The organism is Nocardia sp. NPDC052112, assembly GCF_040680135.1.
Lineage (GTDB): Bacteria > Actinomycetota > Actinomycetes > Mycobacteriales > Mycobacteriaceae > Nocardia.
The window spans coordinates 41,925-62,934 of sequence record NZ_JBFAWD010000005.1; the positions used below are offsets into that span (position 1 = coordinate 41,925).

The window sequence follows — 21,010 nt, forward strand, 5'->3', positions numbered from 1 at the left end:
CTCCTGAATGTGGACGATTGACCAGATCGCGCGCTACGGTGCAACGACCAACGAAGGAGACAGAGCTCACATGACGGTGTCGGACCCCTCCCTGCGCCCATTCGAAACCGCCGAACTCGGCCTCGCCGACTTCGTGACCGCCCTCGCGCAGGGCAGGATCAGCTCCGTGGCCGCGGTCGGTGCCGCCCTGGACCGGATCGAGGCGAGCCAGCCCACCCTGAACGCCTTCCGCATCGTCCGGCGCGAAAAGGCACTCGCCGAGGCGGCCGCGGCCGACGAACGCTTGGCCGCGGGCAAGCGACTCCCACTGCTCGGCGTGCCGATCGCGATCAAGGATGATACCGATATCGCAGGCGAGCCAACGGCTTTCGGCTGCGGCGGCGATCTCCCACCGAAAACCGAAGACGCGGAATCGGTTCGACGGCTGCGCGCGGCCGGTGCGGTGATCGTCGGCAAGACCAATACCTGCGAACTCGGCCAACTGCCGTTCACCAGCGGTGCCGCCTTCGGCCACACCCGCAACCCATGGGGTGCCGAATACACCCCGGGCGGCTCATCCGGCGGTTCGGCGGCCGCAGTCGCGGCCGGATTGGTACCCGCCGCACTGGGTTCCGACGGCGCGGGTTCGGTCCGCATCCCGACCGCATGGACCAATCTCGTCGGGATCAAACCACAGCGCGGCCGCATCTCCACCTGGCCCGCGGCCGAGGCATTCCACGGTCTCACCGTGAACGGACCGTTGGCACGCACCGTCGCCGATGCCGCGCTGCTGCTCGACACCGCCGCCGGACCGCATCCCGGTGATCTGCACACCCCCGAACCGCTCACCGTCTCCGACGCCGTCGGCCGTGATCCGGGACGGTTGCGTATCGCCCTCTCGCTGCGCATCCCGTTCACCGCCACCAGCACCGCGCTGCATCCACAGGTCGAGGTCGCGGTGCAACGCATCGCCACCGCATTGCGTCGCCTCGGTCATTCGGTGACCGTGGCGGATCTGCATTACGGCATCATGATCGGCGCGTCCTTCCTGCCCCGCTCGCTGGCGGGCGTCCGACACGTCTACGACAAAATGCCTGGCGTACAGGTGGATCCGCGCACGACCGCGAACGTCCGGTTCGGCCGTGCACTCGGCGGACCGGCACTGTTCGCCGCGCGACAGGCGGAAACCCTGCTGCACAAGCGAATCGGCGGCTTCTTCCGCGACTACGATCTGGTGCTGGCCCCGACCACCGCGACTCCGCCACCGCGCGCCGAAGAGATCGACGGCATCGGCGTCAACGCCACCAACGACCTCATCACGGCGGCCTGCCCGTACACCTGGCCCTGGAACGTTCTCGGCTGGCCCGCGGTGAATGTTCCGGCCGGTTTCACCGAAACCGGCCTCCCGGTCGGCGCGCAACTGATGGGGACCGCGAACACCGAGCCGCTCCTGGTTTCCGTTGCGGCACAACTGGAATCGGAACTGCACTGGGAGCGTAACCGCCCCGATCCCTGGTGGTGAGGCGCTCCCATCAGATGGGTGCGTCCGGCCACCAGCGGTCGTGCAGGTCCTGTCCGGAGTTTCCGCCATAGACCTGCAACTGGCAGAACTTGCGGGCCGGATCGTCGAATTGGACCTGCATGACGCCCGTCGGCCGGTTGCCGCCGTTGGGATCATTCGGCGCGGTAGTCGTATCGGACCAGATCAACCGGCCGTCCCCGAATGCGCGCTGCCAGTGTTCATCGCCGACGGTAACCGCATCCGTGAAGGGCTGCACCGTGGTCGGATTTCGATTCGTGTTGCAGGACAACAACATCATCACCACCGGATCCCGGTTTCCGGTGCACGAAAGGTGGCCGACGGCAGCCGCGGGGCGGTTCACGTCGACGGGTTTATCGTCCGCATCGACTGCGACGCACCGGATGCCCTGATACCCACTACTGAACGGACTCGACGGCAGCAGCGCCGGAAAGGCCTGAGCGATATAGCTGTAATTGCCCCACGACGCGGTTCCGGCCGTCGACGCCCCGGTCGGCATCGACGTACTCGTCGCCGAGGCGGCAACACCGGAGGATTGGTCGGACGAAACGCCGTGCAGCACAACCGCACCCACAATGGCGAGGGCCACGATAACCGCGCCCACGACACCGGCAACCGCGAACTTCCGACCTGACTCGTGCACCGGACGCGGCGGCACGGCCGCCGATTCGGTCGGTCGACCGTGCAGCACCGCCACCGCGGCGTCCGCCAGCGCACCACACGACGGATATCGCTGGTCCGGGTTCTTCGCCATCGCGCGGGCAACCACATCGTCGATCGCCGGCGGCAGCGCCCGATTCAGCGCTGTTGGTCGCGGTGGCGAGTCCTGAATATGCGCCTGCAGCACCGCGACGGTGCTGTTGCGAGGGAAAGGCTTTGTGCCGGTGAGCAATTCGAAGAGCGTACAGCCCAATGCGTACACATCGGCCCGGTGATCGACCGCGCCCGCCATGAGTTGCTCCGGCGCCGCATAGGCGAGTGTCGCCAACACCGAACCCACCTCGGTGAGTACCGTCGCCTGTCCAGTGGCCCTGGCGATACCGAAGTCGGTGACGAGTACCCGATCCGGCTGTCCCGGTCGAGCGTGCAGCAGAATATTGCCCGGTTTGACGTCGCGATGCAGCAATCCGGCCTGATGCGCCGCATCCAGACCTCGGGCGGCCTCCACGACGATGTGCACCGCCCGTTCGGGCGGCAGTTCGGCGGCACCGCGGCGGATGAGCGCGGCCGCATCGAAACCGTCGACGAACTGCATCGCGATCCAGAGGTGCCCCTCCGTAACACCCCGGTCGTGCACCGCAACGATATTGGGGTGGTCGAGTCGTGCCGCCAGTTCGGCTTCCCGAATGAACCTGGCACGGAACTCGCAGTCACCGCTGTGCGTCTCCGACAGCACTTTCAGTGCATCGCGGCGCGGCAACCTGGGATGCCGCGCGACGTACACCGTCCCCATCCCACCCGCACCCAGCACGCGCTCGATGATGTACCCGGCGAACACCGTGCCCGGAACGAACGTCATGTCGCGGGCTCGCTATTGGCCAAGACCGCGTATTGGGCCGCGGCTCGTTGCTGGAAGTCTGTTGGCTGCCTACCGAAAAGCGTTGCGACATAACGCCCGTACAGCACGCGGCAGACGAGATTGAACGGATAGACCGCGCTGGCCGACCTCTCCTGAGAACAGGAGACATCGGGGACACCGGCCGGACCGGCAATCCCCCGCAGCCCTTGCTCGGCATCGCCCTTCTTGCCCTTGTCGAAGGATTGGCGCGCGGCCGCGGCATCTGCGAAGCGGTACAGCGCATCCAACCCGTTGAAGGCAACCAACTCTGGCGCACCCGGCTTGGCGGTGCCGCGAAACAACTGGGTCGCACGTGGACCGTACACGACACCACTGGCCTGAATTGCACTGTCCCAGCCCGCATTCTGTTGTCGTGCACCGAATGTCACGGCCGGAAACGCCCACCGGCCCGGAGCTTTCGGCACCATCCGGCCCAGCATGCCGTCACGATCGAGCGACAATGCCACGAACCTGTCCGGCGGCGTGGCCGCAAACCCGCCCAGTAGCGGCACCTGCGCGTCGAAAACCTTGCGCGCCATACCCGTCAAGGCACCGAGATCCGCGACCGTATCCCCGGCGAGCACAGTTATCACGAACGATTCCTGAGCCAGCGACGCCGCGATCGTCGGCACATTCGGACGCCAATGGCCGTGCGCTGACGGGTATTCCGGGATCGTGACGGCGGCATTCTCCGGACTGACGGCAGCGTCGACAGCGTCGATCTCCTCGGCCGCATGCCGGGCGGCATCGGCATCCGGAAAGCGCAGCAGCAGCACGGTCAGTAGCCGAGCAACGCCGACGGCCGGCACGCGCCCGGCCTCCTTATCGCTGGCCCCGATCGCGAAACCGGCCAGCATTCCGCGCTTCTCGAGGACAGCTCGAACCGGAGCAGCCAAGAACGCCACAGCAATGGCCGGAGTCGGCACCGGTACCGCGGGAAATCCGTTCAAGCCGAGGGTCAGCGTCGGATCCACCGCCACCGGATCGACGGCCACTTCCCCCATCCGGACCGATTCGAGTGTACGGCCGTAACTTTCATCGGTAGCCGAAGGCGCACCCAGCGGATAGAGGCTGTATCCGCCGACGAGCGAATGCAAGTCGAGGCGTTCCCGCATCGGATGACCCAGCACCGTGCAGCCGGTGATCAAGACCAGCATCGACACCGAAGCCGCCACGGCGGTGAATATCCGCGAGATCCGGTTCCGCACGTCGTCACAGTGGCGCATCGGGCCACCACTTGTCGTGCAACTCGGTGCCCGACGTACCGCCGTGCACCCGCACCGCGCAGAAGTTGCGGCCCGGATCGTCGAAGTACACCTCCAACTGGCCCATGATCTTGCCGTCGAATTCGATATCGGTGCCCCAGTTCACCCAGCCACTACCGGAGGCGCGCACCCAACGCTCGTCACCCTCGACTTTGGCGAAGAAGTGCTCCGGATACTTGGGCGACCGATCGGCGTTGCATTCGACGGCCATGGTTCGCACCGGATCCAAGGGTCCGATGCAGAACAGTCTGCCCTGTGCGGTGGTTTCGTCGAAGGAAACCACATTGTTGTCTTTATCCATCGGCAAACACTGGGCGATATCGCGATAACCGGACGCCAGCGGCGAGGGCGGCAGCAGTTCTGGAAATGCTTGCACGATATAGCCGTAGGCGCCCCACTCGGCGGTGTTCACACTCCTCGGACGTGCGGTATCCGTCGTCGTGGCCGCCGCGGTCGTCGCCGGTGGGTCGGCGCCGACCAGGAGAAAGGTCGAAATCAGCACCGCCACCATGGTGATCACCAGCATTGCCGCCGCGATCAACGGACCCCGCTGCCGAGCGCGGGTCCGACCGATCCGCGACATGCTGTCGGTGAGGTCACCACTCACCAGGGCGGCACGAGTCGCCGCAGCCGCGAGGGCTCCGCAACTCGAGTACCGATCCTCCGGATTCTTGGCCATCGCCATCGCGATAACCGCATCGAACGCACTCGACACACCGGGCCGCATGAGCGACGGACGTGGCGGCGCCTCGTTCAGATGCGCGTACATCACCGCCCCGGGATTGTCCCGTGGGAACGGAACCGAGCCGGTCAGCAGCTGAAACAGCGTGCAACCCAATGCGTAGACATCGCCGCGCCGATCCATGGGGTCACCGCTGATCTGTTCCGGCGACGCATAGGCCAGCGTCGCGGTCGTCGCACCGCTGGCGGCGAGTGTTGTCGAATCGTCTGCGGCCCTCGCGATTCCGAAGTCGGTGACCAGCACCCGGTCCGGTGCGCCGTCTTTTTCGGCAATCAAGATATTGGCGGGCTTCACATCACGATGCAGCAGGCCCGCTCGGTGGATCTCGTCGAGACCATGTGCCGCCGCACCGACGATCCCGGCGGCACGCTCGATATCGAGTCCGCCCGGTCCCCGCTCGATCAGCTCGGCGACGTCGCTGCCGTCCACGTACTGCATGGCTATCCACAGCTGTCCGTCGTGCTCACCCCGATCTCGCACGGCGACCAGATTGGGATGCTGTAGCTGCGCAGCGATTTCGGCCTCCCGCAGGAACCTGGCCCGGAACTGCGGATCATCGGCGTGTGCGTCGGAAAGGATCTTCAGCGCATCCTTGCGCGGGAGCCGCGGATGTTGAGCGAGGTAGACAGCACCCATACCGCCGGCACCGAGCCGACGCTCGATTCGGTACCCGGCGAATACCGCACCCACGTCCACAGCTCAGCCTCCAACTACCCGAGCAGCGTCAGGACCCTTCCGACGCGATGCGGCCACCCGGAGTCACCACGGAACCGCCGCCAACTGGCCGACTATAACAGCGTGGTCGCGACACCACACCTCGAATCAGAACCCCAGCTTGCCAAGCTGTTTCGGATCCCGTTGCCAATCCTTGGCGACCTTGACGTGCAGGTGCAGGTAGATGCGGACGCCGAGGATGTGTTCGATCTGTTTGCGGGCGTTGGTGCCGACCTCTTTGAGCCGGGCGCCACCCTTGCCGATAACGATGGCCTTCTGCGAGGGGCGTTCGACGTAGAGCAGGGCGTGCACGTCGAGCATGTCCTCGTTGTCTTCGCGCGGCAGCACCTCTTCGATGACCACGGCGAGCGAATGCGGGAGCTCGTCGCGGACGCCTTCCAGGGCGGCTTCGCGGATGAGCTCGGCCATGAGGGTTTCCTCGGGTTCGTCGGTGAGCTCACCGTCCGGGTAGAAGGCGGGGCCCTCCGGCATTTTCGAGGCGATCACGTCGACGAGGACCTCGACCTGTTCGCCCTTGACGGCGGAGACCGGCACGACATCGTGGTCCGGACCGAGCAGTCGCGACAGCGCCATCAGCTGTTCGGCGACCTGGTCGCGGCCCACCTTGTCGATCTTGGTGACCACACCGAGCAACGTGGTCTTCGGCGCCATCTGCTTGATCTGCTGCAGGATCCACCTGTCACCGGGTCCGATTTTCTCATCGGCCGGAATGCACAGCGCGATCACGTCGACTTCGGAATACGTATCGCGGACAAGATCGTTCAGGCGCTGGCCGAGCAGGGTGCGCGGACGGTGCAGACCAGGGGTGTCGACCAGGATGAGCTGGGCGTGATCGCGGTGCACGATGCCGCGGATGGTGTGACGGGTGGTCTGCGGGCGCGAGGAGGTGATCGCGATCTTCTGCCCGACCAGCGCATTGGTCAGCGTCGACTTGCCGGTGTTCGGACGGCCGACGAAACAGACAAAGCCGGAACGGAATTCGGTGGACTTATCAGCCACCCTGCACCTCCGCACCCGCGGCATCGTCGACGATTTCGAAGACCGCACCGGAGCGATCGGTGAAGACGATGCGCGTCTCGGGCGAAACCTCGCGAACCGCGAAAACACCCGCATCCGACAGCCTGCCACCGACGACCACGGCCGCCTCGAATCCCTCTGCGCCACTGGAGATCGCGGCCGCGACGGCGGCCTGTAGTGCGGTCAAACGCAGAGACTCCAGGCTGACATCACCGGCCGCGTAGGTGCGGCCGTCGGTATCGCGGATGGCCGCACCCGAGCTGCCGCCGGTGCGGCCGAGCGCGCCCTTGGCCAGCACGACGAGTTTGGTGTCCTCGGCATCCAATTCGGTCATTCGCCATCTCCGTTCTCATCACTATCGGGCGGAATCTCCTGCTGCGATCCGTTACTTTTGCGTTTGCCGTTGACCGGCTCGGCCTGCGTTTTCTCCGGCGCCTTGCGCACCACGACGGTGTGCACCCGTACCCGGCCCCGTGCGTCCGCACCGCCTTCACCACGCAGCACCAGGCCGTGCGCAACGGCTTTGGAGCCGGGCAGCGGCACCCGGCCCAGTGCGTGTGCGAGTAGGCCGCCGACGGTATCGACGTCCTCCTCCTCGATTTCCAGGCCGTACAGCTCGGCCAGATCATCGACCGACAGTCGCGCCGAAACCCGGTAGCGGCCCTGGCCGAGGTCCTCGATGGGTGGGGTTTCATCGGTGTCGTATTCGTCGGCGATCTCACCGACGATCTCCTCGAGCACATCCTCGATGGTCACCAGCCCGGCAATACCGCCGTATTCGTCGACCAGCAGCGCCATGTGGTTTCTGCGGCGCTGCATCTCGTCGAGCAGGCTGTCCAGCGGTTTGGAGTCGGGCATGAACACCGCCGGGCGCATGGCATCGCGCACCTGCACCTTGCGACTTCTGTCCGCATACGGCACCAGGTCTTTCAGGTACACCACGCCGAGGATGTCGTCGACATTCTCGCCGATCACCGGAATGCGGGAGTGCCCACTGCGCACCGCGAGCGACATCGCCTGTGCCGCAGTCTTATCCGCCTCGATCCAGACCATTTCGGTGCGCGGCACCATGACCGCGCGGGCCGGGGTATCGCCGAGTTCGAAGACCGACTGGATCATCCGGCGTTCGTCGTCGGCCACCACCCCGCGTTCACTGGCCATTTCGACCACCTCGCGCAGCTCGATCTCGGATGCGAAGGGGCCGTTGCGAAATCCCTTACCGGGAGTGATCGCATTACCGATGAGAATCAGCAGCCTGCTGACCGGACCGAGCACCGTGCCGATGAACTGCAGCGGCAGCGCCGCGGCCAAGGCGATGGAGTAGGCATGCTGGCGACCGAGTGTGCGCGGACCGACCCCGATCACCACATAGTCCACCAGCACCATGACGGCGGCGGTGAACAGCAGCGCCCAATCGTCGTCCCACAGCGGGATCAACGCCGCCGCCAACAGTACGGTCGCGCAGATCTCGCACAGAATACGAAGCAGCACAAGCAGATTCACATACCGCGGCCGATCGGCCACGATCCTGGTCAGCCGCACCGCGCCGGGCCGCTCGGCCCGGACCATATCGTCGAGCCGCGCCGGTGAGATGGTATTCAGCGCCGAATCGACTCCGGCGAACACCCCACCGACCGGGACGAGCAGAATCGCCAGCAGGATCAGGGTCAGCGAATTCACGCGGGGCCTAGCGCCTCACCGGGCGTCGTGAAACCGGCCTTCCCCAGCAGCCGGGCATCGCGTTCGGCCAATTCGGCACGCCGCTGTGCCTCGCGCAGGCTCTCGTACCATTCCTCGAGCAGCCGCGCCTGCAGCGCGAACATCTCCTTCTCCTCCTCCGGCTCGGCATGGTCGTAGCCGAGCAGGTGGAGCACGCCGTGCACGGTGAGCAGGGCGAGTTCGTGTTCGAGCGAATGCCCGGCCTTGCGGGCCTGACCCGCGGCGAATTCGGGGCACAGCACGATATCGCCGAGCATGGACGGACCCGGTTCGGCGCTGTCGGGGCGACCGCCGGGCTCGAGCTCGTCCATCGGGAAGGACATGACATCGGTCGGGCCGGGTAGGTCCATCCAGCGCATGTGCAGATCAGCCATGGTGTCGAGATCGACGAGCACCATCGACAGCTCGGCCGCCGGATGCACATCCATCCGGCCGATCACGAATCGCGCGACACTGACCAGGTCTTCTTCGGGTACGTCGACACCCGATTCGTTGGCGATCTCGATGCTCACCTGAACAGGGTATTCGGTGTGCCCGATCCCGCACCGCGCGGCTCTCGGCGCGGCGGGGCCGGACAGCTCCGTAGCATTACCGCCGATCCCCCCGGCTCGCGGCGCGGCGCTGTGCGCGATTGCCCGGATAGTGCGGACCGACCTGGGTGACCCGCTCGGCCTCGGCCCGCTCGTAGGCGTCGACAATATCGGAGACCAACCGGTGCCGAACCACATCGCTGCTGGTGAGCGTGGCGAAATGGATGTCTTCGATACTGGTGAGGATCTCACTTGCGGCACGCAGCCCGGAACGCGCGCCATTGGGCAGGTCCACCTGGGTGACGTCACCGGTCACCACGATCTTCGAACCGAATCCGAGCCGGGTGAGGAACATCTTCATCTGCTCGGCGGTCGTGTTCTGCGCTTCATCGAGAATGATGAACGAATCGTTGAGGGTTCTACCTCTCATATATGCCAGCGGTGCCACCTCGATGACACCGGCCGCCATCAGTTTCGGAATGGCCTCCGGATCCATCATGTCGTGCAGCGCGTCGTAAAGCGGGCGCAGATACGGGTCGATCTTCTCGTTGAGTGTGCCGGGCAGGAAGCCGAGCCGCTCACCCGCCTCCACCGCGGGACGGGTGAGGATGATCCGGTTGACCTGCTTGGTCTGCAATGCCTGCACGGCCTTGGCCATCGCCAGATACGTCTTGCCGGTGCCCGCGGGGCCGATCCCGAACACGATGGTGTTGGCGTCGATCGCGTCGACATAGCGCTTCTGGTTGAGCGTCTTGGGCCGGATGGTCTTACCGCGCCGGGACAGGATGTCCAGGCTCAGCACCTCGGCCGGGGATTCCGAGGAACCCTCGGTGAGCATGGATACGGTGTGGCGCACCGCCTCCGGGGTCACCACTCGATTGCGACCGGTCAGCGCGACGAGCTGTTCGATCACCCGCTCGGCGAGCGCGACATCGGCCGCCTTGCCGGTCAGGGTGACGGAATTGCCGCGGACATGGATATCCGCATCCAGCAACTGCTCGAGTTCACGCAGGTTCTGGTCGGCCGAACCGAGGAACGGGAACACGGATTCGGGAGCGAGTTCGATGCTGGAACGCACGGTGCGTGCTGCCGGGCCCGAACCGTTGTCTGCACCACCGGAGATGGAAGCCGACGGAGTCGGCCGGGTGGGTGAGCTCATGCCTGCCGCGGGTGTGGTCGGGTCGCCGATCTCGCCTTGTGTTCTCAAAAGTGGCTATAGCCTGCTTTCCGGTCTCGAATTGCTCGTTGATGAAAGTTTAACGCGCCCGACTGACAACTCGCAGTGAATAAACGGCTACCTCGGCCGTAGCGATCGCCCGAAATTGTCAGCGCGTCGGGGCGGTTGCCTGCTGATCGCTGCTCACCGTCGTGGCATCTGGATTCCCCCGCGCCGACGTGCCCAATCCTCGGTGAAGTCACGGAATCGACGCACGGCATCCGATGGCGGAGCCGTCGCCGACCAGATCAGCCCGACATCGCGCACCGCGCCGGCGTCGGCGAGCGGGACCGTCACGATGCCCGATAACGAACCGGCCGCGGGTGTTGGATCTTCCAGCGGCAGCAGTGCGACGCCGAGTCCGGCACCGACCAGTCCGGCGGCGGTGACCAGATCACTCGATTCGAAGACGATGCGGGGGCGGATATTCGCGGCGGCGCAGAGTTCGTCGAAAATGCGGCGCATACCGAAACCCGTATGCATGGTGATGAATTCGGCGTCGCCGAGTTCGGCGAAACGGATCTGTCGGCGGGACGCGAGCCGATGTTCGGCGGGTACGGCCAGCGCCAGCGGTTGCGCGAGCAGTTTGCGCCAGCCGACGCTCGCTGTGGGGCGGGGCGACACCGTCGCCAAATCCGTGGTGCCGTCGACTATCTGATCGACCACCGCGTCGAACGCGCCCTGCCGGAGACTGAACGAGATCCGCGGCGAGCCGCGCCGGAAACCACCGATCAGTTGCGGGATCAGCCACCTGCCGAAGGAGTGCTGAAATGACAGGCGGACAACGCCTCTCGCCGGATCCGCGAGGTCGGCGACCGCCTGGGCGGCGGCATCGAGTTCGGACTGGGCGCGGCGAGCGTGTTCGTAATAGGTCCGGCCGAACTCGTTGAGCACGATGCGTTTTCCGTGGCGGTCGAACAGGTCGACACCGAGGCGGCGCTCGAGGCGGGCCAGCATGCGCGAGAGCGTCGGCTGGGCGATGTGCAACCGCTCGGCGGCCGCGCCGACGCGCTCCAGCTCGGCGAGTGTCGTGAACCACAGCAGGTCGTCACCCAGCACGCACGGACCTTTCCTTATGCTTCAGACGCATTAGCAACCAGATTACTATTCATTTCCATTGCTAATGCCGAGTGCCGATCCTGGTGCCATGACCAGCACGGATATCCGCTCGACCGGCACATCGCACGAACGTCGGATCACCACGGCACTGTTCGCCGCAGGGCTGACCACCTTCGCGTCGATGTACAGCGCACAGGCGCTGCTGCCGAGCCTGTCGGCGGCCTTCGGCGTCGCCCCGGCGCGGGCCGCGTTGGCGGTGTCGTTGACCACCGGATTTCTCGCATCGGCGATCGTGCCGGTGAGTGCGTTGTCCGCGCGGATCGGGCGGACCAGGGTGATGACCTGGTCGGCGGTGGTTTCGGCGGTCATCGGCTTGTTGCTGCCGCTGAGCCCATCGCTGGAGGTATTGCTGGCGGGGCGGGCGCTGCAAGGAGTCGCGCTGGCCGGGGTGCCCGCGGTCGCGATGGCGTATCTGGCGGAGGAGATCGGCGGCGATGGACTGGGCGCCGCGATGGGCGTTTATGTCGCGGGCACGTCGATCGGCGGGTTGAGCGGGCGGTTGATTCCGGCATTCGCGCTGGATCTGGCCTCGTGGCGGTGGGCGGAGGCCGCGATTGCCGTTGCGGCGGCAGGTTGCACCATCTGGTTCGTGCGCGCGCTGCCACCGTCGCGCGGGTTCGTCGCCCGACCCGCCGGAATGCGTACCGTACTGAGCGATCTCGGCACGCCGCTGCGTCACGGCGGGCTGCTGGCCCTGTTCGGATTGGCCTTCGTCTTGGTCGGCGGATTCGTATCGATCTACAACTTCCTCGGCTACCGGTTGACCCGAGCGCCGTTCGAATTGCCTGCGGTCGTGGCGGGTTCGGTATTCCTGCTCTACCTGGCGGGCACGCTCGCCTCCGCCGCCGCCGGGCGTTGGGCCGATCGCATCGGCAAGCACCGCGTGCTCGCGGCCGCCGTCACAATGATGGGGATCGGCGTCCTGGTGACCATCCCGGACCGGTTGATCACGATCGTTCTGGGCATATCACTATGCACCGCAGGGTTTTTCGGCGCGCACGCGGTGGCGAGCACCTGGGTCGGAGCGATGGCTCCCGGAAACCGCGGCGCCGCATCATCGCTGTACCTGTTCAGCTACTACCTCGGTGCCGCCATTATCGGCAGCTCCACCGGCATCGCATATGCGAACGGGGGATGGGTCGGCCTGGCGATCTGCGTCGGGGCACTACTGGCGGTGGCCGCAGTTCTGGTGTGGTACTTGATGATTCGCGCTCGCCTCGGTTTCGAAGCCGTCGCCGGTTCCCGAGTATGCGCAGCACCGGCGGCGTGATGTCCAGCCTCGCTCCCTAGCGACTACAGCGATCGACAAGCAACGCAATAGAACACCGCCAACCAGGCAATATCGCAGGATAAGTGCCATATACGGACCGGTTCAGAGGTGGCCGACCGTTAACTAGAGCAACCGGCCGGTCGATCTACTACTGTGACCGACATCGGATTATCCAACTTCGGGGGTTTCACATGCTGATCTGGGGCTGGCAGAAGCGTCTCCACACACTCGCCATGATCACCTTGGCCTGCGGCCGCTGCGGCAATCCCGCCGCACACGCGCTGCGCAAACTCGTCACCAAATTCACGCTCTTCTTCATCCCGCTGTTCCCGCTGAGCACCAAGCACTACCTGGAATGCACCTGGTGCGGCACATCCTCACCCCTCGCCGGGCCGCAGATCCCGGACCTGCTCGCCCGCGCCAACGCCGAGACCGCGGGCCCCGGCCAGTACCAGCAACCCGCCCCGGGCGCACCCAACCCGCAGTGGCAGCCCGCCCCGGGCGCACCGAACGCCCCATGGCAGCAACGCTGACCGGAGCGCCGTGCGGGCGGTGACCGCAGCCGCGCGTTGTCGGTCCAGCTTCGGTTGGGCATCGCAGCAGTGCCCCGGCGCACCCAACGCCAGTCGGTAATGCCGACCCGAACGGCACACGGCCGCCGTCGAAGTCGAATGGAGGCTTGCCGCGCCCAATACCACCGTGTCAGCCCGTGCGGTGACCGTCCCGCTTCGGTTGGGCCAGGATCGCGGATCCCATCCAGCGTCTCAGATATCGACGTAGCTCATCGTCGCTGCGCGGCGGATTGCCCGGCGAAACGAAGAACGACTGCATCGTTCGCAGAATGTATTCGACGAGTTCGTGCAGCGACGCGTCGTCGTAGCCGTACTGCTCCCAATCGACGTCGAAGCGTTTGATCATCGTCATGCCGAAGGTCTGCGCCGCCTCGGAGGTCATGCCTTCGGGATGCACATTCGAATATGTGCTCGACAGCAGAATGCCCAGGTGGGGCGTGCGGCGGACATCGGCCAGCGTGAAGACCACACCCTCGGTCATCGCTTCGACCGGGTCCTCGATACCGCTGACCTGTTTTGTCAGCCGATCCAGAAAACCATCGACCGATGCGATCGCCGCGGCCTGCATCAGCGCGTCCGCGCTGGGGAAGTATCGGTACACCGTCTGACGGATGACACCCAGCGACTCCGCGACGTCGGCAATACTGATCTCCGAACCCGTCCGTCCGATCAGATCGACTGCGGCGGCGACTATTCGACGGGACGCTTCTTCATCGCTGTTCGGTGGACTCCCGCCCCACCCGCGCCTTCCTGCCACTGCTCGCTTCCTCGGCTCGAACGATGTCCGTCGCGTGCGAAATCGACCCCTTCGGATCCGGGATTCGACGCTATCACAGGGCGCTCCCATCGCCGTTTTACCAGCTCGAGGCAATAGCAGCGATTGTTATCATACACTCCGGCAGTTCTGTGTATGATCAGCGCATCCGAGGCTCCGGTGAGCGCGGCTACCAGATCTTTTCGAAACACGAGGTGCAGCCAAGTGACCGATCTACAAGTCCGAAAGATGCGATTCGCATTCGCGGACTACGACGTACCGTTCCTGTGGAACGAAGCGAATCCGGCCTTCTCGTCCATGGCCAATGCGGTGTCATTCCTGGCGATCGGCTTCGAGAAGATGATCGTCAATATGATTCGCGAGGCCATGCCGCGGATCACCGATCCCGCGGTCGCCGAGGAGGCGGACGCGTTCGTGCGCCAGGAGGGGCAGCATTCGACCGCCCACCGCCAGCACGCCAACGGTCTGATCAGGAGATATCCGGGGCTCCAGGAGACCCTCAATGAAGTGATCGGGGAATTCGACCGCCTCACGGTGCAGACCTCCCTGGAATATCGGCTCGCCTACACCGCCGACCTGGAGGCCACCTTCACCCCGGTGTTCAAACTGATGCTCGACAACGATTCGACCCTGTTCCAGCCGGGAGACGACCGGGTCGCGTCGCTGTTCATCTGGCACTTCGTCGAGGAAGTCGAACATCGGAGTTCGGCGCTGATCATCTTCGATTCCGTTGTCGGCAGCGACGTCTACCGGATGCGCATGGCCCCGTCGATCTTCCGGCACGTCATGAAGGTCATCAAGGTGGCCTGCGCAGGCTTCAACAAGCATGTGCCGGTGGAGGATCGGCGCATCGATGCACTTGCGATGTTCGCGACGCACCGCGGCAAACAGCGGCTGCGGAAGTTGTTGCGGCTGCCCGTCGCAGATAACGGCCCGATGTCGCGCGCATTCGACGATCTACGACTCGGCGAACAACTGATCGCGATGGTTGGCATCATCCGCAGTCAGTTGCCCAGGCACAATCCGCATCACGAGAAGTTGCCCGCACTCGCCGATGTGTGGTTCGAGCGCTATGACGCGGGCTACGACGTATCGCACTGGTATACCGCCGATACCATCGCAGCGCGGCAGGGGGACTGATGTCCGATCATTGCGCACCCACCTTCGACCAGCTCGCGAAGGCACTCGGCTTTTCCTGTCAGGAGGCCGGTGGACTCGTCGAGGTGCGAAATCCTTTCGCATTGGAGAACTGGACGCTGCCGGTGCTGGAGTTCACCATCGTCCTCGGCGCGGTGCTCGCGCTGATCTACGCGATTGCGCGGCTGCGGCGTCACGGCGATCCGACCAATCTAGTGGTCTGGTTCGGGGCGACGGCATACCTGTTCATCATCGAGCCACCGCTGTACTTTCCCGCGGCCTTCGGAATCGACGCACACGTCGACACGATGTTCGCGCACAATGTCTTCACGGTGGATTTCCTCTGGGGCCGACTCCCGCTCTATATCGTCGCGATCTACCCGTTGATGGCCACACTGGCCTTCGAAATCGTCAGAATGCTTGGCGTTTTCCGTCGGTACGGTGTGCTGGTCGGCGCCGTCTGCGTAGGCTTCGTCCACCACGGTTTTTACGAGATCTTCGATCATCTCGGACCGCAGCTGCGCTGGTGGGAGTGGTCGATCCAAAACCCGCTCAACCAACCGATGTTCGATTCGGTACCGCTACCGAGCGTGGTGGTATTCGCCGCGCTGTGGCCGATGTCGCTGGCATTCTTCGTCCAGTTGTTGGTCGGTCGCCACGTCGACCGGGGGCGCGCCTTCTCCGGACCGCAATTGGTGTGGCGCACAGTCGCCATCGGCATTCTCGGATCTTTGGGTACGGGTGTATTGCCGATCCCGGCAACGCTTTTCGGCGCCGGTAACACCACATTGCGGGGATTCCTCTACGCGGCCGAACTGGTCATCGTCAGCATCGTCGCCGTTCCGATCCTCCTTCGCCGATGGCAGCGGCTGCGGCGCGACGAGTCGGGCGCCGCGCACTACACGAACGGGTTCGTGCGGATCTACAGCGTCGTATATCTCGGTGTGATGGCGTTGCTCTGGGTCAGCGCGCTGCCCGATTATTTCGCCGCCGTCGACGGTTCGACGAGCGACGGCGACCCCATCGGGAATCTCTGGTACACACTGACGTGCTTCGCGGTCGCAATACTCTGCGTGCTCGCCATCTTCACCGTGCCCAACCGTGCACCCGACTCGCCACCAACGAGTGATCAAGGCGACGAAGGTGCGCGCGACGGTGGGACCGAGCCGGGTTGTGTCGGCGCCCGAACCAGCGAAGGCGGTGAGCTCGGAGTCGTCTAGACCGTCCTGGAAGTCGCTCTCGGAATGCGCCGCAGCCGATATCGAATCATGTTGCTGCACAATAAATTTCAGTCCGAGAAAGGCGCCTCGGATGCTGCGCGCTCGCGGTGTTCGATGGCCAGTTGTTCGTAGGTCATCCCCTCGACGAGCCGGTCCAGCGAACCCGTCATCGTCGGGCATTCGCGAGCGGGATGATCGGTCGGGCAGTGCAGCGCGTGACTCAGGAACTCCTGCGCGCTGCGCGCCTGCGCGATCACCTGATCCAGCTCGACGATCTGTGCGCGAACGGTCTCGCGCCACTGCGCGCCCGGAGCGTCGAGAACGGCGGCCGCCGTGTCCAGCGGCAGACCCAGCCGGTGCACGATTTTGATGAACGCCAAGCGGCGCAGCTCATCCGGACCATACATGCGGCGGCCCGCCTGTCGCGTCCGCGGGCGCACGAGACCGCGCTCGTCGTAGTACCGCAGCGCCGACTGGCTCAGCCCGAGCCGAGCCGCGGCCGCACCGATCGGAATCAGTTCCATGCCGCCATTTGACTTCAAGTCGACCTGAAGCGGCAAGGTCGGTGGTACCTCGAGCAGGTTTCGACCGAAGGGACGACCAAATGGGTACTTCGCCAGCGATCACGGCCAACCACCATGCCGACTACCCCGGTTTCGCCGGTATATCCGGACTATTGTTCGGACTCGTGATGGCGGTGCTGGGCCGCGCCAAAGCCCGGCTGGTGGTGGACCTCGCCGCGGTATCAGATGCGGATCGCATCGTCGATATCGGTTGCGGCCCTGGTACCGCGGCCAGAGCGGCGGCCCGCCGCGGCGCCCAGGTGACCGGCGTGGATCCGGCGCCCGTGATGCTGCGGATCGCGCGGCGCTGGACCCGCGATCCCCGCATTACCTGGGCCGAGGGCGCCGCGGAGAAGATCCCGGTCCAGGACGGTTCGGCCACGGTCGTCTGGACGCTGGCCTCGGTACACCACTGGCGCGATGTCGACGCGGGGGTGCGCGAAGCGCACCGAGTGCTGTTGTCCGGCGGGCGATTTCTCGCGATCGAACGCCAGGTGCGTCCCGGCGCCACCGGCCTCGCGACCCATGGGTGGACCGAACAGCAGACCGAATCGTTCGTGGCATGCTGCCGGGCGTGTGGCTTCGACGGCATACGCACGGAAGCCCACGGGACCGGGCGCGGTGCCGTGTGGGTGATCAGCGCCGTCCGGCCCTGACGTCACCAGCGGGAGGTCAACGCCCCCAGGGCGCCGAGCGCGACGGCGGCCGCGGTCGAGGTGCGCAGAACGGTTGGGCCGAGCAATGTTACGTTCGCACCCGCGTCGGCGAAGGCGCCGAGCTCCGAATCGTCCAGTCCGCCTTCGGGGCCGACGATCAGCATGATCTCGGTGGCCTTGTCGAAGGGAAGTTCGACGAAGCGGGCGGCGCCGGATTCGTGTAGGGCCACGACCACACCGCCCGCGGCGACGATGTCGCGGACGGTGTCGAGCAGATCGCGGGTGTGCCGGAGGTCGGCCACCTCGGGAATGTAGGCACGCCGCGATTGCCGGGCGGCCGAGCGGGCGGCGGCACGCCATTTGTCGACGGCCTTGTGCGCCTTACCTTCCCAGTTCGCGACGCAGCGGTGCGCCTGCCACGGAATGATGGCGTCGGCACCCGCCTCGGTCATCAGCTCGACCGCCAGCTCGGAACGGTCGGACTTGGGCAGTGCCTGCACGACCGTCACCCGCGGCCGCGGCGGATCGGACAGTATCCGGTTCAGGACCGTCAACTCCAGCCGGTCCTTCTGTGCCGCAACGACTTCCGATTCGGCCAGCAAACCGTTCCCGTCGGACAGCGTGATCGGCTCGCCGACCCGAATGCGGCGCACCGTCGCGGCGTGCCGCCCCTCCGGGCCGTCGAGGATCGCGATGGTGCCGGGCTCCGGGATGTCGTCCAGATAGAAGACCGTGGCGGCCAACGACTATCGCCCGCTGAACGACGCCCGCAGCCGGGCGAACAGGCCGCTGTTGTGCTCGGACTGCGCCGACATCACCTCGGCGCGCTCAGTGGTGCGCGTGCCCTTGTACTTGCGCAGCAGCTCGGTGCTCTTGGCATCGAGTTTGGTCGGCACCACGATGTCCAGATGCGCGAGCAGATCACCGCGCGCACCGGAGCGCAGGCGCGGCATGCCGTGGCCGCGCAGCACCGAGATTTCGCCCGGCTGGGTGCCCGGCGGAATGGTCAGCTCGGTCGGACCGTCCAGAATGGTGTCGACGACGACGGTGGTGCCGAGTGCGGCATCGACCATCGGCACCCGAATGGTGCAGTGCAGATCGTCGCCGTCGCGAACGAAGACATCGTGCGGCTGCTCGACGATCTCCACATACAGATCGCCCGCGTGGCCACCGCCGGGACCGACCTCGCCCTGCGCCGCCAGCCGCACCCGCATGCCATTGGCGACACCGGCGGGAATCGGCGCGGCGATCTCGCGACGCGCCCGCACCCGGCCGTCGCCGCCGCATTTGTGGCACGGATCGGGAATGGTCTCGCCCGCGCCGCGACAGGTCGGACACGGACGCGAGGTCAGCACCTGACCGAGGAACGACCGCTGCACGGACTGGACCTCACCCGCACCACCACAGGTTTCGCAACGCACCGCCTTGGACTTGCCGTTGGTGCCGGCGCCGTGGCAGATATCGCAGAGGATGGCGGTGTCGACGGTCAGGTGCTTGGTGACACCGACCGCGCATTCGGCCAGGCTGAGCCGGGTCCGCAGCAGCGAATCCGCACCGGGCTGCACCCGGCCGCGCGGCTTGCGCGTCCCGCCGGAGCCGCCGCTCATACCGCCGAAGAAGGCCTCGAAGACGTCGCCGAGCCCACCGAAACCGGCGCCGGAGAAGCCCGCGCCGCCACCACCGGACTCCAGCGGGTCGCCACCCATATCGACGACGCGGCGCTTCTCCGGGTCCGACAGCACCTCATAGGCGGTCGACACTTCCTTGAACCTGGCCTGCGCCGCCTCGTCGGGATTGACGTCGGGGTGGAGCTCCCGCGCCAGCTTGCGGTAGGCGCGCTTGATCTCCTGGTCGGTCGCGTTCTTCGCGACGCCGAGCAGTCCGTAGTAGTCCCGTGCCACTTGAGTTCTCTAGTCCTTGGTTTGCAACAGCATTAGTCGGATGCACTCAACTTTATCCGCCGAAGGGTCGAGCGTATCAGCGACGTCGTCCCTCAGCGCTCCGCCAGCACCTCACCGATATAACGGGCAACGGCCGCGACCGATGCGATGGTCCCCGGATAGTCCATCCGGGTCGGACCGAGCACACCCATACCGCCGAGTACCGCACCCGCCGCACCATAGCCGGTCGACACCACCGAGGTCCCGCGCATCTGCTCGACCTGGGTCTCCTCGCCGATGCGCACGGTGACGGTACCCGGATGCTGTGCGGCGGCGAGCAGCTTGAGCACGATCACCTGCTCCTCCAATGCCTCGAGCACATCGCGCAGCGAACCAGGGAAGACGAAGTCTGCGGCATTGCGGGTCAGATTGGCGGTGCCGCCGAGCACCAACCGCTCCTCCGGATGCTCGACCAGGGTCTCGACGAGCACAGTCGAGACGCGCACCAGCACATCCTTCAGTCGCAGCGGCGCCCGCTCGGGAAGTTCGGCGACGGCCGCGGAGGCGTCGGACAGACGCTTGCCGTCCATCGCGCCGCCGAGCATGCCGCGCAGTGCGGCGAGGTCCTGGTCGTCGACGAGCGCGCCGAGTTCCACCAGACGCTGGTCGACGCGACCGGTATCGGTGATCACCACCAGCAGCAACCGTGCCGGATTCAGCGCGACCACCTCGATGTGGCGGACCGTGGAGGCCGACACCGTCGGATATTGGACGACCGCGACCTGGCGGGTGAGCTGCGCCAGCAGCCGGACACCGCGGCGCAGCACATCGTCGAGATCGACGCCCGACTCGAGGAATTCCATGATCGCCCGGCGCTCGGCCGGCGAGAGCGGCTTCACCTCGGAGATGCGGTCGACGAACTGCCGGTAGCCCTTATCGGTCGGAATGCGACCGGAACTGGTGTGTGGCTGGGTGATGTAGCCCTCGGCCTCCAGCACGGCCATATCGTTGCGAACCGTTGCGCTGGACACCCCGAGGTTGTGCCGCTCCACCAGGGTCTTCGATCCGATCGGCTCCTTGGTCGCGACATAGTCCGCGACGATCGCACGTAGGACCTCGAAGCGCCGATCCTCGGTGCTCGACATGGGCCCCACCTCCTTGCTCGTCCTCGGGTACGTCGTAACGGTCACGTGCGCACCGTCCACATCGCCCCGAATTCGATGCAGGTTACTAGGTACGTCTGTTTATCAAGTCTAATTGCCTACCCGACAATTGCCCGTTCGCACGCCCTGGCAACCCCGGACACTTGTGAGTCAGGTCTCGTCGGAACCGACTCACGTTGCGCCCGAGCGAGATCCGGGTGCTAGTCTGCGCCGCGCAGCCGGACGGACAGGGGGATCCGAAGGAATGAACCGGACTATCCACACGTCCTCGCGCCCGCCTTCGGCGGTCCGGCGACGCCGCCGATCGGGTTCCGCCCCTACGGATTGCCGCCGAAAGCGCCGGACTACCGCGTG

The 21,010-nt window shown here is 65.7% G+C and carries 20 protein-coding genes; 6 read left to right on the forward strand and 14 right to left on the reverse strand.

Features of this window, described 5'->3' with window-relative positions; genetic code table 11:
* The first annotated feature begins 70 nt into the window (after positions 1 to 70).
* The gene (locus AB0L58_RS11040; RefSeq protein WP_364384725.1) at positions 71 to 1,501 is read left to right on the forward strand and encodes an amidase; all 1,431 of its coding nucleotides are present in this window, start codon (positions 71 to 73) and stop codon (positions 1,499 to 1,501) included.
* Between the two features lie 10 nt (positions 1,502 to 1,511).
* Here AB0L58_RS11040 and AB0L58_RS11045 read toward each other — a convergent pair whose 3' ends face one another.
* The 9 genes from AB0L58_RS11045 to AB0L58_RS11085 form a co-directional block, all read right to left on the reverse strand.
* Positions 1,512 to 3,038 carry a serine/threonine-protein kinase gene (locus tag AB0L58_RS11045; protein WP_364384728.1) on the reverse strand — a complete coding sequence of 509 codons (1,527 nt, stop codon included), beginning with the start codon at positions 3,036 to 3,038 and terminating at the stop codon, positions 1,512 to 1,514.
* Positions 3,035 to 4,285: a hypothetical protein gene (locus tag AB0L58_RS11050; protein ID WP_364384730.1), complete on the reverse strand. Its 1,251-nt coding sequence runs from the start codon at positions 4,283 to 4,285 to the stop codon at positions 3,035 to 3,037. The genes AB0L58_RS11045 and AB0L58_RS11050 overlap by 4 nt, the downstream gene beginning before the upstream one ends.
* A 4-nt stretch (positions 4,286 to 4,289) precedes the next feature.
* Positions 4,290 to 5,780 (reverse strand): serine/threonine-protein kinase, encoded by a 1,491-nt coding sequence (locus tag AB0L58_RS11055; RefSeq protein WP_364384733.1) that lies wholly within the window; start codon positions 5,778 to 5,780, stop codon positions 4,290 to 4,292.
* A 126-nt stretch (positions 5,781 to 5,906) separates the two neighbouring features.
* Complete coding sequence (gene era / locus AB0L58_RS11060) at positions 5,907 to 6,818, reverse strand: GTPase Era (protein WP_364384736.1); 912 nt, start codon at positions 6,816 to 6,818, stop codon at positions 5,907 to 5,909.
* Complete coding sequence (locus AB0L58_RS11065) at positions 6,811 to 7,170, reverse strand: cytidine deaminase (protein ID WP_364384739.1); 360 nt, start codon at positions 7,168 to 7,170, stop codon at positions 6,811 to 6,813. The genes era and AB0L58_RS11065 overlap by 8 nt, the downstream gene beginning before the upstream one ends.
* Entirely contained in the window at positions 7,167 to 8,516 is a 1,350-nt protein-coding gene (locus tag AB0L58_RS11070) for a hemolysin family protein (RefSeq protein ID WP_364384741.1), read from the reverse strand. The genes AB0L58_RS11065 and AB0L58_RS11070 overlap by 4 nt, the downstream gene beginning before the upstream one ends.
* Positions 8,513 to 9,067: an rRNA maturation RNase YbeY gene (gene ybeY, locus AB0L58_RS11075; protein WP_364384744.1), complete on the reverse strand. Its 555-nt coding sequence runs from the start codon at positions 9,065 to 9,067 to the stop codon at positions 8,513 to 8,515. The genes AB0L58_RS11070 and ybeY overlap by 4 nt, the downstream gene beginning before the upstream one ends.
* 76 nt (positions 9,068 to 9,143) lie before the next feature.
* A complete protein-coding gene (locus tag AB0L58_RS11080) occupies positions 9,144 to 10,244 on the reverse strand; it encodes a PhoH family protein (RefSeq protein WP_364385616.1) in 1,101 nt (366 codons plus the stop codon).
* A gap of 201 nt (positions 10,245 to 10,445) precedes the next feature.
* Positions 10,446 to 11,360 (reverse strand): LysR family transcriptional regulator, encoded by a 915-nt coding sequence (locus AB0L58_RS11085; protein WP_364384747.1) that lies wholly within the window; start codon positions 11,358 to 11,360, stop codon positions 10,446 to 10,448.
* A gap of 88 nt (positions 11,361 to 11,448) precedes the next feature.
* Between AB0L58_RS11085 and AB0L58_RS11090 the strand changes: the two genes are divergently transcribed.
* Together AB0L58_RS11090 and AB0L58_RS11095 are read left to right on the forward strand one after the other, a co-directional pair.
* Positions 11,449 to 12,690, forward strand: coding sequence for an MFS transporter (locus tag AB0L58_RS11090; RefSeq protein ID WP_364384750.1), 1,242 nt, complete (start codon positions 11,449 to 11,451; stop codon positions 12,688 to 12,690).
* A 191-nt stretch (positions 12,691 to 12,881) separates the two neighbouring features.
* Positions 12,882 to 13,223, forward strand: coding sequence for a zinc-ribbon domain-containing protein (locus AB0L58_RS11095; protein ID WP_364384753.1), 342 nt, complete (start codon positions 12,882 to 12,884; stop codon positions 13,221 to 13,223).
* A 169-nt stretch (positions 13,224 to 13,392) separates the two neighbouring features.
* Here AB0L58_RS11095 and AB0L58_RS11100 read toward each other — a convergent pair whose 3' ends face one another.
* Positions 13,393 to 14,019: a TetR/AcrR family transcriptional regulator gene (locus tag AB0L58_RS11100; RefSeq protein WP_364384756.1), complete on the reverse strand. Its 627-nt coding sequence runs from the start codon at positions 14,017 to 14,019 to the stop codon at positions 13,393 to 13,395.
* A 222-nt stretch (positions 14,020 to 14,241) separates the two neighbouring features.
* Between AB0L58_RS11100 and AB0L58_RS11105 the strand changes: the two genes are divergently transcribed.
* The gene (locus AB0L58_RS11105; protein ID WP_364384759.1) at positions 14,242 to 15,177 is read left to right on the forward strand and encodes a metal-dependent hydrolase; all 936 of its coding nucleotides are present in this window, start codon (positions 14,242 to 14,244) and stop codon (positions 15,175 to 15,177) included.
* Complete coding sequence (locus tag AB0L58_RS11110) at positions 15,177 to 16,394, forward strand: hypothetical protein (RefSeq protein WP_364384762.1); 1,218 nt, start codon at positions 15,177 to 15,179, stop codon at positions 16,392 to 16,394. The genes AB0L58_RS11105 and AB0L58_RS11110 overlap by 1 nt, the downstream gene beginning before the upstream one ends.
* A 68-nt stretch (positions 16,395 to 16,462) precedes the next feature.
* Here AB0L58_RS11110 and AB0L58_RS11115 read toward each other — a convergent pair whose 3' ends face one another.
* Positions 16,463 to 16,918 carry a MerR family transcriptional regulator gene (locus AB0L58_RS11115; protein ID WP_364384765.1) on the reverse strand — a complete coding sequence of 152 codons (456 nt, stop codon included), beginning with the start codon at positions 16,916 to 16,918 and terminating at the stop codon, positions 16,463 to 16,465.
* A gap of 80 nt (positions 16,919 to 16,998) precedes the next feature.
* On the opposite strand from AB0L58_RS11115, the gene AB0L58_RS11120 reads away from it, so the two are divergent.
* A complete protein-coding gene (locus AB0L58_RS11120; protein ID WP_364384768.1) occupies positions 16,999 to 17,613 on the forward strand; it encodes a class I SAM-dependent methyltransferase in 615 nt (204 codons plus the stop codon).
* Positions 17,614 to 17,615: 2 nt separating this feature from the next.
* On the opposite strand, the gene AB0L58_RS11125 is transcribed toward AB0L58_RS11120, so the two are convergent.
* The 3 genes from AB0L58_RS11125 to hrcA form a co-directional block, all read right to left on the reverse strand.
* The gene (locus AB0L58_RS11125; protein ID WP_364384771.1) at positions 17,616 to 18,356 is read right to left on the reverse strand and encodes a 16S rRNA (uracil(1498)-N(3))-methyltransferase; all 741 of its coding nucleotides are present in this window, start codon (positions 18,354 to 18,356) and stop codon (positions 17,616 to 17,618) included.
* A gap of 3 nt (positions 18,357 to 18,359) precedes the next feature.
* Positions 18,360 to 19,514, reverse strand: a complete 1,155-nt coding sequence (dnaJ, locus tag AB0L58_RS11130; RefSeq protein WP_364384774.1) for a molecular chaperone DnaJ — start codon at positions 19,512 to 19,514, stop codon at positions 18,360 to 18,362.
* Positions 19,515 to 19,606: 92 nt separating this feature from the next.
* Positions 19,607 to 20,638 (reverse strand): heat-inducible transcriptional repressor HrcA, encoded by a 1,032-nt coding sequence (hrcA, locus tag AB0L58_RS11135; RefSeq protein WP_364384777.1) that lies wholly within the window; start codon positions 20,636 to 20,638, stop codon positions 19,607 to 19,609.
* Positions 20,639 to 21,010: the final 372 nt, after the last annotated feature.